The 14650-nt window shown below is 71.7% G+C and carries 16 protein-coding genes; 6 read left to right on the top strand and 10 right to left on the bottom strand.

The window, feature by feature from the left end; genetic code table 11:
• The 3 genes from EJV46_RS21510 to EJV46_RS21500 all read right to left on the bottom strand — a co-directional run bounded on the left by EJV46_RS21510 (position 1) and on the right by EJV46_RS21500 (position 2048).
• Positions 1-768 (bottom strand): metallophosphoesterase, encoded by a 768-nt coding sequence (locus EJV46_RS21510; protein ID WP_131550789.1) that lies wholly within the window; start codon positions 766-768, stop codon positions 1-3.
• Complete coding sequence (locus EJV46_RS21505) at positions 768-1619, bottom strand: diacylglycerol kinase family protein (RefSeq protein WP_165585667.1); 852 nt, start codon at positions 1617-1619, stop codon at positions 768-770. Before EJV46_RS21505 ends, EJV46_RS21510 begins: the two co-directional genes overlap by 1 nt.
• A 102-nt stretch (positions 1620-1721) precedes the next feature.
• The gene (locus tag EJV46_RS21500; RefSeq protein ID WP_131550787.1) at positions 1722-2048 is read right to left on the bottom strand and encodes a hypothetical protein; all 327 of its coding nucleotides are present in this window, start codon (positions 2046-2048) and stop codon (positions 1722-1724) included.
• Here EJV46_RS21500 and EJV46_RS21495 point away from each other — a divergent pair.
• Entirely contained in the window at positions 2047-2271 is a 225-nt protein-coding gene (locus EJV46_RS21495; RefSeq protein ID WP_131550786.1) for a hypothetical protein, read from the top strand. The two genes, EJV46_RS21500 and EJV46_RS21495, sit on opposite strands and share 2 nt — an antisense overlap.
• Positions 2272-2303: 32 nt before the next feature.
• Here EJV46_RS21495 and EJV46_RS21490 read toward each other — a convergent pair whose 3' ends face one another.
• From EJV46_RS21490 to EJV46_RS21475, 4 genes are all read right to left on the bottom strand, one after another.
• Entirely contained in the window at positions 2304-3254 is a 951-nt protein-coding gene (locus EJV46_RS21490; RefSeq protein WP_165585666.1) for a YihY/virulence factor BrkB family protein, read from the bottom strand.
• Positions 3251-3823, bottom strand: coding sequence for a PRC-barrel domain-containing protein (locus EJV46_RS21485; RefSeq protein WP_131550784.1), 573 nt, complete (start codon positions 3821-3823; stop codon positions 3251-3253). The genes EJV46_RS21490 and EJV46_RS21485 overlap by 4 nt, the downstream gene beginning before the upstream one ends.
• A gap of 90 nt (positions 3824-3913) precedes the next feature.
• The gene (locus EJV46_RS21480) at positions 3914-4330 is read right to left on the bottom strand and encodes a phage holin family protein (protein WP_131550783.1); all 417 of its coding nucleotides are present in this window, start codon (positions 4328-4330) and stop codon (positions 3914-3916) included.
• A complete protein-coding gene (locus EJV46_RS21475; protein ID WP_165585665.1) occupies positions 4330-4611 on the bottom strand; it encodes a hypothetical protein in 282 nt (93 codons plus the stop codon). Before EJV46_RS21475 ends, EJV46_RS21480 begins: the two co-directional genes overlap by 1 nt.
• 201 nt (positions 4612-4812) lie before the next feature.
• On the opposite strand from EJV46_RS21475, the gene EJV46_RS21470 reads away from it, so the two are divergent.
• A complete protein-coding gene (locus EJV46_RS21470) occupies positions 4813-6519 on the top strand; it encodes an AI-2E family transporter (RefSeq protein ID WP_131550781.1) in 1707 nt (568 codons plus the stop codon).
• Between the two features lie 36 nt (positions 6520-6555).
• Here the strand turns inward: EJV46_RS21470 and EJV46_RS21465 are convergent, their stop codons facing one another.
• Positions 6556-7224 carry a Crp/Fnr family transcriptional regulator gene (locus EJV46_RS21465; RefSeq protein ID WP_206020896.1) on the bottom strand — a complete coding sequence of 223 codons (669 nt, stop codon included), beginning with the start codon at positions 7222-7224 and terminating at the stop codon, positions 6556-6558.
• 119 nt (positions 7225-7343) lie between these two features.
• Between EJV46_RS21465 and EJV46_RS21460 the strand changes: the two genes are divergently transcribed.
• The 4 genes from EJV46_RS21460 (at position 7344) to mdoH (ending at position 12242) form a co-directional block, all read left to right on the top strand.
• Positions 7344-8387: a sensor histidine kinase gene (locus EJV46_RS21460; RefSeq protein ID WP_165585664.1), complete on the top strand. Its 1044-nt coding sequence runs from the start codon at positions 7344-7346 to the stop codon at positions 8385-8387.
• 31 nt (positions 8388-8418) lie between these two features.
• The gene (locus EJV46_RS22975) at positions 8419-8586 is read left to right on the top strand and encodes a hypothetical protein (protein WP_165585663.1); all 168 of its coding nucleotides are present in this window, start codon (positions 8419-8421) and stop codon (positions 8584-8586) included.
• 231 nt (positions 8587-8817) lie between these two features.
• Complete coding sequence (locus EJV46_RS21455) at positions 8818-10344, top strand: glucan biosynthesis protein (protein WP_131550778.1); 1527 nt, start codon at positions 8818-8820, stop codon at positions 10342-10344.
• On the top strand, positions 10332-12242 hold the full coding sequence (gene mdoH, locus EJV46_RS21450; protein ID WP_131550777.1) for a glucans biosynthesis glucosyltransferase MdoH: 1911 nt from the start codon (positions 10332-10334) through the stop codon (positions 12240-12242). The genes EJV46_RS21455 and mdoH overlap by 13 nt, the downstream gene beginning before the upstream one ends.
• A gap of 21 nt (positions 12243-12263) precedes the next feature.
• Here mdoH and EJV46_RS21445 read toward each other — a convergent pair whose 3' ends face one another.
• Together EJV46_RS21445 and EJV46_RS21440 are read right to left on the bottom strand one after the other, a co-directional pair.
• A complete protein-coding gene (locus tag EJV46_RS21445; RefSeq protein ID WP_131550776.1) occupies positions 12264-13247 on the bottom strand; it encodes a tripartite tricarboxylate transporter substrate binding protein in 984 nt (327 codons plus the stop codon).
• Positions 13248-13255: 8 nt separating this feature from the next.
• A complete protein-coding gene (locus tag EJV46_RS21440) occupies positions 13256-14629 on the bottom strand; it encodes an LLM class flavin-dependent oxidoreductase (protein WP_131550775.1) in 1374 nt (457 codons plus the stop codon).
• Positions 14630-14650: the final 21 nt, after the last annotated feature.

Raw genomic sequence — 14650 nt, 5'->3', positions numbered from 1 at the left:
TCAGCCGGCCGGGAGCAGCTCCCGGCCGCGCCAGCCGCCGGAGAGGAACTCGCGGGTCTCCACGCGCAGCTCCCCCTTCTCGACGGCGACCAGGTTCCACCCGTTCGGTGCGTTCAGGCCGCGCGGCGAGAAGGCGCTGGGCGCGATGACCTGCAGCGGCCCCTCGGGATTCAGCCGCGCCATCTCCGCCTGGTGCAGGTGGCCGCAGAGCACCGCCTTCACGCCCTGGGCGCGCAGCAGCTCGATCGTCGCCCCGGCCTCGCGCGGCGCACGGCGGGCGGTGGCCCAGGCGCCGTGGCGCAGGGGATGATGGCACACCACGATCACGTCCAGGCCGCGCGCCGCCTCCAGCTCCGCCGCCAGCCGGACGCGGCGCTCCAGCGTGATGCCGCCGGCGGACCAGTCGAGATGCCATTGCGCGCGGCTCACCGTGTCGAGGCCGATCAGCCGCGTGCCGTCCAGTGACAGCTGGTCGGCCGAATCCTCCGGACGCGCGCGCTGCCAGCGGCGCTTGGGATGCATGAAGCGTCCGACGAGGTTGCCGTGCGGGATGTCGTGATTGCCCGGCAGCACCAGCAGCGGCGCCCCCAGCATCTCGAGGAAGGCGTAGGCCCGGGCGAATTCGTCGCGCGAGGCGCGGCGGGTGAGGTCGCCGCTGACGGCCACCGCATCCGGCTGCGCCATGATGACATCCGCCGCGAGGCTTTCCACGAGCGCCTGCGACGCCTCGCCGAAATGTAGGTCCGAGAGATGGGCGATGCGCGGCATCAGGCGGCACGCGGCGGTGCGAGCACGCGCAGCGCGCCGCGGTGCAGGCGGAACCGCACCGGCGAGGGCGAGATGCGCGTCTCCCCGTCGAGGCTGAGGCGCAGCCAGGGCGCGCTGCCATGCACGGCGAGGCGGTCGCCCTCGCGCGCGGCCACGTCGGGATCCTCGGACAGCCGGCCGCGGAACCAGCGCCAGGCCTGGCGGATGCGTCCGCGCGGCCCGCGCGGGCGGGCCAGCGCAAGCGCGAGGCCGGCCGGGCGGCCCGGCTCCGGCATGGTGACGACGGCCGCGTGGCCGCGCGCGCGGCGGCCGGCGCCGAGCCTGATCGAGAGGCCGCGCGAGCTCGGCCGGAACAATTCGCGCAGCAGGGCGCGGGCCAGCGGCAGCCAGCCGCGCGTGCCGCCGCCCCGCTGCATCTCGCGGAAGCGCATGAGCCGCGTCGGTGCGCCCACCACGCTTTGGTAGAGGAAGACCTGGCCATTGGCCGTCGCGACATCGAGGGCGACCGAGGGGCCGGGGCGGTAGTCGCGCGCCGCGCGCACCGGATCGTCGGAAAGGCCGAGCCGCGCGCAGACCCGGTTCATGGTGCCGCCCGGCAGCGGCGCGAAGATGCGCTCCGTGCCGATCAGGCGTTCGGCGCCGTCGCGCAGCGTGCCGTCGCCGCCGGCCACGAAGACGATCTCGGCGGGGCTGGCCGCGACGGCCGCCCATTGGTCCTGCAGCGTCGCGTCGGTCGCCATCGCGACGAGATCGAAGCCGGCGTCGCGCAGCGCGGCCTCCAGCGATGCGCGCGGCGCCACGAGTCCGGAGAGCGAGCCGGCACGGTCGTTGACGACGAGAGCAGCCTTCATGATCCGGCCACGCGGCCCTCCGAACATGCAAAGGGCGCGGCCGCTTCCGGGGAAGCGGCCGCGCCCATCAGGATGGGACGCGGCGTCACGCGCCCCTGGGGATCATCGCGTCGTGGTGCCGAGCGCGCGGCCCGCCGCCGTGCCGCGGGGGTTGTTGCGCGTGCCGTCCGACTGCGAGGGATAGGCGCCGGAGGTGTTGGTGCCGGCGGCGCGGTCCAGGGCGCGCTCGGCCGCGGTGCCGGGCGGGTTCCCGGGCGTGCCGTCCGACTGGCGCGGATAGGCGCCCGAGGTGTTCGTGCCCGCACTGCGGTCGAGGGCGCGCTCCGCGGCGGTGCCGGGCGGGTTGCCGCGGCGGCCGTCATTCGGGTCCGTGCAGGCGGCGACGCCGAGGAGCAGCAGGCCGGCGGGCAGGAGACGGGCGATATGCATGAAATTTCCTTCCGAAAGGATCAGGTTGCGCCGTCATCTCGGCGGCGAATCCCCAACGTTCGGACTGCCGCAGGGTTGCAGCTTCGCAACCGATCGAAACGGTGCGGGTTCTGACGGCGGCGAACAATGCAGTCGGAGAATCCCCGTGCGCGCCGTGCTGTTCTGGTTCCTGGGAATTCCCGTCCCGATCATCATCCTGCTCTATGTGTCGAACGTGATCTGAGGGAGAGGCCGCGCGCGTCCGCCGGTTCTTCTTCAACTCTTCGCAGGGCGCCCCTCGCCGTCCCGGATCCGCGCGATGGCGGCATCCAGCTCCGCGCCCAGCAGGATCAGATAGACGCTCACATAGAGCCAGGTGAGCAGCGCGATGGCGGCGCCGAGCGGCCCATAGGTCGCGTCATAGCTCGCGAAGTGGCTGACGTAGAGCGAGAAGGCCAGCGAGGCGACCAGCCAGAGCAGGGTGGCCGTCAGCGCTCCCACCGAGAAGACCCGGTAGTATTTCGGCCGCCGCGCCGGGCCGAAGCGATAGAGCGTGGCGATGGCCAGGAAGACCGCGCAGACCAGCACGCCCATGGAGGCCGCGCGCAGCAGCAGCGCATCGCGGAAAGGAAACTTCAGGATGGTGAGGATGGTCGGCAGCGCGACCAGGAAGGCCAGCCCGATCGTGACCGCCAGGATGGCGCAGAGCGTGATGACGATGGCCGTCGCATAGAAGGCGGCCCAATGCCGCTGCTCGTGCTGCCCATGCGCGAGGTTGAGCGCGCCCAGGAGCGACCGGACACCCGAGGAGGCCGACCACAGCGCGATCAGGCTGCTGATGACCACGCCCCATCCCAGCGCCTGCTTCGGCCCGGAGACGAGCTGGTGCACGCGCTGGGCGATGAGCTCGTAGCTGTCCTCCGGCAACAGCCGGTAGAGCACCGCGAGCTGCGGCTCGATCGTGTCGAGGTTGAACCAGACGCCGTAGAAGGCGATGCACAGCGAGATCGCCGGAAACAAAGCGAGCATGGCATAGAAGGCGCAGCCCGCCGCGACCAGCGAGATCTGGTCCGACGTGGCGACCGACCATGCCTGCGCCCAATAGTTCCCCTGCGGCGCGGCCGCGACCTCGGCCTCCTTCACCGCATCCAGCGCCTTGGCGGCGGCCTGACGCTTGGCGGGGGGAGCGTCGTGCAGGGAATTCAGGGTCAGCGGCGTCGCGTTCACGGGTCGAGCAACATTCCGTAGTCGAAGGCCGGGCGGGCGCGCAACGCCTGTTGCGTGGCGCCCGGCATGGTGATGCGCCCACGCTCGGCGCTCCAGCGCAGGTCGCCCAGCGGCACGGAGACGAGCCGCCCGCCCATGCCCAGGAAGCCGCCGAGCTGGACGATGGCGACGGGGCCGAGGGACGAGGGCGCCGCCGGCGTGACGGGCGGCGCGAGCAGAACCTCCTCCACCTCACCGATCGCCTGGTTGCGGTCGTTGTAGATCCGGCTCCCGAGGAGCCTGCTGATACGGGGCTGGCTGAGCAGCGCCGCGCCCCGCGTCAGCATCGCGCCGGGCGCCGCCGATGCCGGGGGGTTTGAGGGTGCTCCCACCTGCGGGGCGATGGCGGCCGGCACGCCGGTCGGGCTGCGGGCGGGCGCGGTATCCGGAATCGCAGGCGAGGCGCTGGGGCTCGGCACGGTGCCGGGAGGCGAGGGGCTTTGCGCGAGCGCGAAGACCGGCGCGGCCATGAGGCCGGCGACCAGGATCATCCACAGCAGCGGCTTGTGCGGTTCGTGGTGGCGGTCCATCTCGGCGTTCCTTCTCGGGGGGTGAAGGTTGCCGGTAGAACCCGCGGTTCCGGCCCGGGTTGCGAGGCTCGCCGCTCTCCTCCTGAAGGCTCAGCGGCGCCGCTTCAGGAACTGCTCCATCACCAGCCCGCCCATCTCCGCGGCCCAGCGCCAGCGGACCAGGCTCAGCGCCTCGTCCATCGGCGAGACCGCGCGAAGCTGCGCCAGCGACTGGCGCCGCAGCATCAGCGCCTCATGGGCCACCGGGTCGTAGCGGCGGCGGGACAGCAGCAGCAGCGCCCCCATGACCACGAGGTCGGCGAGCGCCAGCCATAGCGTGGCCCAGAGCGGCCCCTGGCCCTGTTCCAGCCAGATCCAGGCGGCGGCATGCAGCAGGCCCAGCGCCACGAGCCCGAACAGGCCGGCCGCGACCTGCAGGATCGTGGAGCGCGCGAAGGCCCCGGCCTCGCGCTTCAGGCGCAGCGCCTCCGCCTCCGCGGCGACGCCGAGCAGGCGAAGGCTGCGCATCAGCGGCGGCACATGACGGCGAAGACGTAGCCCGCCAGCGCGGCGAGGCCGACGGCGGTGAGCGGCTTCTCGCGGATGGCGCCGCTCAGCCGCTCGGTCTGGTCGCGGATGGTGTCGGTGGCCTGGTGTGCGACGGCCTCGGCCCTGTCGGCGGCGCGGGCGACGGCAGGCGTCACGCGATCGTTCATCAGCGTCTCGATCTTGGCGCGGAGCGCGGCGATCTCGGCGTGGGTGTCCGCCATGTGGGGGGGAACCTCGGAAGGGGTCTCGGGGTAGGCCATGGTCCTGTCCTTTCGACGTTGGAAGTGGCGCGACTGCGCGAAGGTATCCCGAGTCGCGGCAGGGACAATCCGTTTCCCGCTGCCGGGCGCGAGGTCTGCGCCGGCGGACGGACGGAGGATGCGCGACGCGGACTCCTGTCTCGATCGGTCCGGCAACGCGGAGGGGCACTTCGCGTTGCATCTCCGCAACAGGATCTTCCCATGGCCCCTTTCCGCCCGCCAGCGCCCGTCTCACGTGACTGGCCGTCGCGCCTGCTCATCTTCGCCGCCGTGATCGCCGCGCTCTACCTGGGCCGGGAGGTCTTCGCGCCGCTCGCGCTGGCCTTGCTGCTGACCATCGCGGCGATGCCGGCCGTGAGCTGGCTCGAGCGCCGCAGCTTTCCCCGCGTCGCGGCCGTGCTGCTGGTCATGGCGCTCTTCCTGGCCATCGTCGGGGGGCTCGTCTACGTCGTGCTGACCCAGGCCATGGCGCTGGCGGCCGAGCTTCCCAACTACGAAAACGTGCTGCGCGAGAAGCTGCAATCCATCAGCCAGGACGGCTCCGGCCCGATCGATGGCGTGATGCGGCTCGCGAAGCGCCTGGGCGAGGTGCTGGCGCCGGCGCAGGCGACTCCGACCCAGACCGTGGCGGTCGCGGCTTCGGACCAGGGGCCGCTTTCCACGCTCTTCGGCCTCGCGGTGGTCATCATCGCGCCGGTCGCGACCTTCGCCATCACGCTGCTGCTGATGGCCTTCATCCTCATCCAGCGCGAGGACGTGCGCGACCGGGTGCTGCGCCTCGCCGGCCTGCATGAGATGCATCGCACCACGGGCGCCATGGCCGATGCCACCGCGCGCGTCGGTCGCTTCCTGCTGATGCAGGCCATGGTCAACGGCATCTTCGGGCTGTCGATGGGCATCGGCCTGTGGCTGCTCGGCGTGCCAAATGCGCCGCTCTGGGGCGCGCTCGGCTTCGCGCTGCGCTTCGTGCCTTTCCTCGGCGCGCCGCTCTCCATGCTCTTCCCGCTCATCGTCGCCTTCGCCACCACCGAGGGCTGGGCCACCGTGCTGCTGGTGATCGCGCTTTTCGCGTTCGTGGACGTGACGGTGACCTATGTGCTGGAGCCCTGGCTCTACGGCAGCAGCATGGGCATCACGCCGCTGGCGCTGCTGCTCGCCTCGGCCTTCTGGGCGGTGATGTGGGGGCCGCTCGGGCTGATCCTGGCGCCGGCGATCACGGCCTGCCTGGTGATCCTCGGCCGGCACGTGCGGACGCTCGCCTTCCTCGACGTGCTGCTCGGCGATACGCCGCCCCTGCCCGCGCCGGCCCGATTCTACCAGCGCCTGCTGGCGGACGATGCGCTGAACGCGGCCGCGCTGCTCGGCACCGAGGCCGGGCGGATCGGCGTGGAATCGGCGTTGGACCAGATGGTGATGCCCGCCATCGCGCAGATCTCCACCGACCGCCCGAACGAGGCCTTCGGCCCGGCGCTGGCCATCCGCGCCTCGCGCGCGCTGACCCGGGTGATGGAAGCGGTGTCCCACGGGATCGACGGACCGGCGGACATCCTGGTCCTGCCGGTCGCGGGCGCGCTGGACCGTGCCGCCGCGGCGGCCGTGGTGGTGGCGCTCCAGGAGGTGGGGCAGCTTGCGACCCTCACGCCCGCCGAGGCCTCCGATCCCACGCTGGTCGTGCTGGTGGCCGCGACGGACGCGCCACCCCGGCGGCTCGACCGCGCCCTCGCATCGGCGCGGCAGCTCTCGGACCAGGTGCTGATCTTCGCGCCGACGGACGAGGCGGCCGGCGGGCTCCATCGGCGTCCCGGGATCACCCCGCTCCCGACCTTGCCCGGGCTGCTCGCCGAGGTGGAGGCGGCGATGACCGGCGGCGTGGGCGACCCCGTCCCCGCGCTTCAGCCGCAGGCCTGAACCCCGCGGCGGCGCCGGGCCTGGCGGCTTCGAGGCTCAGAGCAGCGGGCGCTGCGGCGCCGGCTGCTCCCAATACGCCGCGACGCGCCGCAGCGCCCGCAGGTCGCCGATGGCGAGCCGTCCCTCCGCCAGCCGGATCAGGCCCTGTCGCCGCAGCGCCTGCAGCACGCGGTTGATGTGCACCGTCGAGAGGCCGAGCGCGTCGGCGATATGGGGTTGGGTCAGGGGGAAGGCGATCGTGCCGTTCTCCGCGAGCCCGGCCGATGCGGCGCGGCGGTGCAGGTGCACCAGCAGCATGGCCACCCGTTCCATCGCCGTGCGGCGGCCCACGCTGAGCAGGATGTCGTCCGAGAAGCGCTCGCTCAAAGCCGAGAGCCAGGCGATGTCGAGCCCCAGCGAGGGGTCGGCCTGTGCGAGGGCCAGGAACGTATCGCGGCGAAAGGCGCAGAGGTTCACGCGGGTCACCGCCTCCACACCGTGTTGGGCGGCCCCCATCAGCTCGCCCTGCAGGCCGAGGAGGTCGCCCGGCAGGAGGACGTTGAGAATCTGGCGGCGCCCGTCCGGCAGGGACTTGGAGCGGATCGCCCAGCCTTCGAGGACCGTATAAAGACGGTCGTCCTGAAGGCCCTCCGCGACGATGGGCTGTCCCGGCTCGACCCGGAGCTGGCCGAGCTTGCGGCCCTCCACCCATCGAAGCTGCTCCACCGAGATAGGCTTGAAGTCCGGCAGCGGCCTGAGCGGGCATGCCTTGCAGGGCAGTTTGGGTTCCAGGGAGGGGCCCTATCCTGTGTTATGGATGGCGTTGCCAGCATGGGGCAGCTTGCGTGAGCCGCCAAGCCGGGACCACCGCCGCCTCCATGCCCCTCATCACGAAACTGGCCGGCCCTCGCCGAGGGCTGGCGGGAGGCCTGGCGCTCGGCGCCGCGGCCTTCGGGGCGGCCTTCGGCCTGCGCTGGCTCCTGGGCATCGAGGGTGTGCCCTTCGCCACCTTCTTCCTGGCGATCTTCGTGACCGCGGTCTTCGCCGGCTGGCGGCCGGCGGCGGCGGTACTGGCGGCCTCGGCGGTCGCGGCCTGGTACTTCTTCCTGCCGCCCTACCACTCCTTCGAGCTCGCCTGGCCGCAGGGCGCAATCGCGCTCGGGCTCTTCGTCCTGGTCGCCGGCGGCCAGATCGGCCTGATCGAGATCCTGCACGCCGCCGCCGCGCAGCTCGTGACGGCGCGGCAGGATATCGAGAAGCTGCTCGCCCATGAGCGGCATCTCTATCACGAGCTGCAGCACCGCGTGGCCAACAGCATCCAGTCGCTCGCCTCGATCCTCTCCATCCAGTCGGCACGGATCACGGATATGGCGGATGCCGAGGCCGCGCTGGCCGAGGCGGTGCAGCGGCTGCACGGCGTCGCTACGGTGCATCGGCGCCTGCACGATCCCGAGCTTGGCGGGGAGCAGCTCGCGGAGGCGCTGGACGCGCTGACGCTCGACCTGCTGCGCTCGGTGGGCCGCGACGACATCGCCGTCCAGGTCTTGGTCCAGGCGCCGCCCCTGGGCCACAACCCGGCCACGCTGGTCGCCATGATCGTCGCCGAGGCGGTGATGAACAGCGTGAAGCATGGCTTCGCGGGCCGGCCGGCCGGAAGGCTCGCCATCGCGCTGCGGCATCTGGGCGGGGAGCTGTGCCTGACGGTACGCGACGACGGGCATGGCCTCAGCGGCGCGACCCAGGATCGGCCGCGGCTGGGCACGACCATCATGGACGGCTTCGCGCAGCGGCTCGGGGGCTCATTCCGGCTGGAGAACGTTCCGGACGGGGGGGCCTGCGTGATCGTGAACTTCCCATCATCGGCAACCCGCATGGACGGGCCGCGTTGACTCGCCGAGAGACCATCCGGGGAGTTCGAAGATGCTCGCTTTCGCAAGGCCGATGAAGCTCCACACGCCGAACGGCACGATCTTCGCGCAATACGCCATGGTGCCGAAGCGCAGGGGCGAGCCCTGGTGGGTCATGTACCGCGGCGAGGACGGCAGCTGGTTCACCACCATGGTGGACCGCAGCCAGATGCCGGCCTGACGGCAACCGCCTTCCGCCCGCCGCGTTGATCGCGGCGGGATCATCATTCACCGGCACGGCCGGGTATCGCGTCGAACCCAAGGGCTCGCGTGGTCCCGGCCGGCTGCGTTTCAGGAACCTTCCCATGTCCACCGTCGCGAACACGGAGTCGATCCTGCAGCGTCCCCGCCCCGTGGCGAAATTCGCCGAGTCGGCATCCTCCACGATCCACCGAGCCTGAAGGGATCGCCCATGCAGCGACGCGGCCTTCTCATCGGCGCCGTGGCGGGAGCTCCCGCCCTGTTCGGAAACACGGGCGGCACCACGCAGAGCCTTCCCGCCGAGCAGCGCGGGCCGGTGGCCTTCGACGCCAATACCGTGCCGGAACTGGCGAGGACCATCGCATCGCAGCCTTATCGCCGGCGCCAGGCCGCGCTGCCGCGCCAGCTGGACCGGCTGGACTATGACGGCTACCGGAAGATCCGCTTCGACGCGGCGCAGGCCTGGTGGTCCGACCCGGCCTCGCCTTTCCGCATGCAGCCGCATCATCGCGGCTTCCTGTTCAAGGACCGTGTGGACCTCTTCGAGGTCACCGAGGGCCAGGCCACGCCCATCCGCTTCCGCGCCGCGCAGTTCCGCTACGAGGACGTGCAGGCGCTGGGCGAGGACGAGGATATCGGCTTCGCGGGCTTCCGGCTCCTGTCGCCGCTGAACCGGCCCGACCATTTCGACGAGCTCTGCTCCTTCCTGGGCGCCAGCTACTTCCGCGCGCTGGGGCGAGGCAACGTCTACGGGCTCTCCGCACGCGCTCTGTCCATCCGCACCGCCGATCCGCAGGGCGAGGAGTTCCCCGCCTTCACCGCCTTCTGGCTGGAGAAGCCCAAGCCCGGCGACACGGCGGCCGTGATCCACGCCCTGCTGGAAAGCCCGAGCCTGGCCGGCGCCTATCGCATCACGGTGACGCCCGGCGACACCACCACGACCGAGGTGCAAGCCACGCTCTTCCCGCGGCAGGACGTGGCGGGGATCGGCGTGGCGCCGGCGACCAGCATGTTCTTCTTCGGCCCGCAGGACCGGGACGGCGTGAGCGACTATCGCCCCGCGGTGCATGATTCCGACGGGTTGATGATCCGCAACGGCCGCGGCGAGCAGATCTGGCGGCCGCTCGCCAATCCGCGCGACCTCCAGGTCAGCGGCTTCCAGGATGCCACGCCGCGCGGCTTCGGCCTCGTGCAGCGCGCCCGCGCCTTCGCCGACTACCAGGATCTCGGCGCCGAGTATCACCGCCGGCCGAGCCTCTGGACCGAGCCCCTGCAGGATTGGGGCGCCGGCGAGGTGCGGCTGGTGGAGATCCCGACGCAGAGCGAGATCCACGACAACATCGCCGCCCTCTGGGCGCCCTCGGCGGCGCTCAAGGCGAACACGCCCATCGAGCTGCGCTACCGGCTGCACTGGTCCGCGGAGGAGCCGGCGGACCGCCGGCTCGCGCGCTTCACCGCGACGCGCATTGGCGCCGTGGGCGACAGCCGCGCGAAGCTCTTCGTGCTCGACACGGACCCTCTCCTCGCGGGACCAGGCGACGCCATGCCCGAAGTCGCCGTGGAGAACAGCGCGGGCACGGTGCAGAACGTGGTGCTGCAGCCCAATCGCGAGACCGGCGGCCTGCGCCTCGCCTTCGAGCTCAACCCCGGCAGCGCGCGCGTCGTCGAGCTGCGCGCGCGCCTCACGCGGAACCAGGCGGCCGTTTCCGAGAGCTGGGCCTTCCGATGGACGGGCTGAGCCGGGCGCTGCCCGGCTTCGAGCTCCTGCCGCCGGAATGGCCCATGGCGATGCCGGCGCAGGATCTTTCCCGCGCGCCCCGGCCAGGGGTGACCCGGCGCCCTTCGGCGCCGCCCCTGATGTGGCTGCGACGGCTGCTGGTCGTCGGCAGCGCGCTCGCCCTCACCGGAATCGCGACGGCGGAGATGTCGCTGGTGCTCGGCCTGTCGCGCTGGAGCGTGATGGGCGTGGTGATGACGGCCATCTTCGCGATGCTCTTCGTCTGGATCGCCCTGGCCTTCACCAGCGCGCTGGCGGGGCTGGTCTCGATGGCCCTCGCCTCCGATCCGCTCGGCCTGCGGGCGCCGGTGCCGCGGCTGCGCTCGCGCACCGCGCTGCTCATGCCCGTCTACAACGAGAGCGTAGCGCATTGGCGCGCCACGCTCGCCGCCATGCGCGCCTCCTTCGAGGCTGCGGGCGCATCCGGGCATTTCGACATCTTCGTGCTGAGCGACACCACCGACCCCGCCATCCGCGACGCGGAGGCCGAGGCGGCCATGGCCTTCGGCCAGGCGGCGGGCCCCGCGGTCTTCTACCGGCACCGGACGGATAACAAGGGCCGCAAGGCGGGCAATATCGAGGAATGGGTGCGGCGCTTCGGCGGTGCCTACGAGCAGTTCCTCATCCTCGACGCCGACAGCCTGATGGAGGCCGGCACGATCGTCACGCTCTCGGCGGCCATGGAGCGCCATGACGATGTCGGCCTCATCCAGACGCTGCCGCTGCTGCATGGCGGCGAGACTCTCTTCGCCCGGCTCCAGCAATTCGCCGGCCAGGTCTATGGGCCGCTGATCGCGCAGGGCCTCGCCTGGTGGTCCGGCGCCGACAGCAACTACTGGGGCCACAACGCCATGATCCGCACGCGCGCCTTCGCGAGCGCGGCGGGCCTGCCGCGGCTGCCGGGCCGCAAGCCCTTCGGCGGCGATATCCTGAGCCACGACTTCGTCGAGGCGGCGCTCATGCGGCGCGCCGGCTGGGCCATCCACCTCGCCCCGCTCACCGGCGGCAGCTACGAGCAGGGGCCGCCCACGCTGCCCGACCTCGCCGTGCGCGACCGGCGCTGGTGCCAGGGCAATCTCCAGCACGCGGCGGTGATCGGCACGGCGGGGCTGCATCCGCTCAGCCGGCTGCACATGGCGACGGGCATCGCCGCCTATCTCAGCGCGCCGTTCTGGCTGGGCTTCCTCGTCCTCGGCCTCGCGGTCTCGCTCCAGGCGCGCTTCATCCGGCCCGAATACTTCCCGAAGTCGCATGCGCTGTTTCCGCAATGGCCGGTGGTCGATCCCGAGCGCGCCCTCTGGGTCTTCGCGGGAACCTTCCTGCTGCTGCTCGCGCCGAAGTTCATGGCCCTGATCGCCCTTGTCGTCGCGCGGCGCGGCAGGGGCGGGATCCGCGTCCTGGCCAGCGGCGTGCTGGAGATCCTCGTCTCCTCGCTGCTCTCGCCGGTGACCATGCTGACCCAGGCGCAGCAGGTGGCGGGCATCCTGCTCGGCCGCGACGGCGGCTGGAGCGCGCAGCGCCGGGAGGGCGAGGCCATCACCTTCCGCGCGGCGCTGCGGCTGGCGCGCGCGCATCTGGCGCTGGGCGTGGTGCTGACGGCCCTGGCCGTGGCGATCAACCCGCTGCTCGCCGCCTGGATGGCGCCCGTGCTGGTCGGGCTGCTGGCGGCCCCATGGCTGATCGCCTGGACGGCCAGCACCCGGCTCGCCGCCTGGCTGCGGGCGCGTGGCCTGCTGACCGTGCCGACCGAGGAGGCGCCCTCCGACGTCCTGCTGCGCGCCGCCCGCGAGCACCGCGCGGCGCGGGCCATGCAGGCGGCGCCCGAGCCGCGCGGGATGGAGCTCGCCTCGGCGAGTTGAGCTCGGGGCGTGGTCGCCGGTTTACGACTCCACGCGGATATTGGCGCTGCGCGCGACCTCGGCCCAGCGCTTCACCTCGCTGTCGACGAAGGCCGTGAACTCGGCCGGCGACATCCGCCCCTCCGGGTTCATCGCCATGCCGCGGAGCAGGTCCTTCGCCTCGGTCGTGGCCAGCCAGCCGGCGAGGCTGGCGTTGAGCTTCGCCGCGATCCCGGCCGGGATGCCGGCGCTGCCGGTGAGGGCATACCAGGCATTGGCCACCATCTGCGGATAGCCCTGCTCCGCCCAGGTCGGCACGCCGGGGAATTCCGGCATGCGCGCGCGCGACGCGACGGCGAGCGCGCGCATCCGGCCCGAATTCACCTGCGCGCCGTGCGAGGACATGTTGTCGGAGATCAGCTCGAGCTGGCCGGCGATGAGATCGGTCTGCGCCGGAGCCGAGCCGCGATAGGAAATGTGCTGCATCGGGATGCCGAGGATGCGGCCGGCCATCTCGCCGCTCAGATGACCCAGGCTGCCGATGCCGCCCGACCCGAAATTCGCCGGCGTGCCGCGCGCCTTCACCGTTGCCACCAGCCCCGCCAGGTCACGATAGGGCGCGTCGACATTGGCGAGCAGGAACATCGGCCCGGTGCAGACGAGCCCGATATGGGTGAAGTCGTTCATCGGGTGGTACTGCAGGTCGGAATAGAGGCCCGGCGCCACGCCATGCGCGGCGCTGCTGGTGAGCAGGAGGGTGTAGCCGTCGCCCGGCGAACGGGCGACCGAGGTCGTGCCGATCCGCCCGCCCGCGCCGCTGCGGTTGTCGACGACGAAGGGCTGACCGAACTCCCGCTCCATATGCCGGGCCATCGAGCGGCCGATCGCGTCCATCGAGCCGCCGGCCGCGAAGGCGATGACGATGCGCACGGGCCGGTTCGGCCAGTTGCCCCCTTGGGCGCGGGCGGCCGAGGGCAGCGCGAGGGCCGAGGCGGCAAGGGCGGCCCGGCGGGTGAGAAGCGTCATGCGGATTCCTATTCGGCGGCTTGGGCTTTCGCCGGGCGCGCGGCGAGGTGCTGGTTGACGGGGCGGGACAGGCCGAGGTGGTCGCGCAGCGTCGGGCCGGAATAGTCCTCGCGGAACATCCCGCGCCGCTGCAGCTCGGGCACCACCTTGTCCACGAAGTCCTGGAGGCAGGTCGGCATGACCGGGAAGGTCACCATGAAGCCGTCGCAGGCGCCGGCCTCCATCCATTCCTGCATCACGTCCGCGACCTGGGCCGGCGAGCCGCAGAAGGTGGCCTTGCTGCGGTTGTAGCGCATGGCGACCTGCCGCAGCGTCAGCCCCTCGCGGATCAGGCCCACGATCTCGTTGAAATAGGCCTGGTGGTGGTTGCTGGTGGCCGGGATGCGGTCCTCGGGCACGGGCTCGTCCAGGGGCAGGTCGGAGAGGTCCGTCTCCAGGTCCTGGCAGACGCGCATCACGCCCACCGCGGGATGCAGCAGCTCCATGTATTCGCGGTTGCGGGCCTCGGCCTCCTCCTGCGTGTCGCCGACGACGACGGTGATACCGCCCAGGATCTTCAGCTCGTCCGGATGGCGGCCGTACTTCGCCATGCGGCCTTTCAGATCCTTGTAGAACTCCACGGCGCCGCCGATCGTGGCCGAGGTGCCGAAGACGACCTCCGCCGTCTCGGCGGCCAGCTCGCGGCCGGTGTCCGAGGCGCCGGCCTGGATGATGACCGGATGGCCCTGCGGCGCGGGCGCGATGTTGAGGCCGCCCTCCACGCGGAAGTGCTTCCCCTCATGCGCGACGAGATGGAACTTCGCGGGATCGAAGGTGAGCTTCTGCTCGCGGTCGTAGATGAAGGCGTCCGGCTCCCAGCAGTCCCAGAGCTTCTTCACCACCTCGACGAACTCGTGCGCGCGCTCGTAGCGCTGGGCATGCGGCGCGAGCTTCGCATGGCCGTAGTTCTTCGCGGCATAGTCGTTGGCCGAGGTCACGACGTTCCAGGCCGCGCGCCCCCCCGAGATATGGTCGAGGGACGCGAAGTAGCGCGCGACGTTGTAGGGCTCGTTGAAGCTGGTGGAGGCCGTCGCGCCCAGGCCGATCCGGCGCGTCGCGCCCGCGACGGCGGAGAGCATGGTCAGCGGCTCCAGCTGGTTCATGAAGGTGGGCGCGTGGCTCCAGATCCTCATATTGTCGGTGCGGACGGTCGGCGTGTCCGCGATGAAGAAGAGGTCGAACTTCCCGGCCTCGGCGATCTGCGCCATGCGCTGCCACCAGGCGATGTCCGTGCCGGCATCCGGCTGCGCCTCGGGGGCGAGCCAGGCGGCGAGGTGGTTGCCATTGGGCTGGACCAGGGTGGCCAGGGCCATTTTCCGGGGCGCGATCTGCTTGCGGGACATGGTGGGATTCCTGCGTGTTTT

It is taken from the genome of Roseococcus sp. SYP-B2431 (genome assembly GCF_004336745.1).
Classification (GTDB): Bacteria; Pseudomonadota; Alphaproteobacteria; order Acetobacterales; family Acetobacteraceae; genus Roseococcus.
The sequence above is the reverse complement of the archived record's forward strand: the minus strand, read 5'-3'. Positions and strand labels throughout refer to the sequence as shown.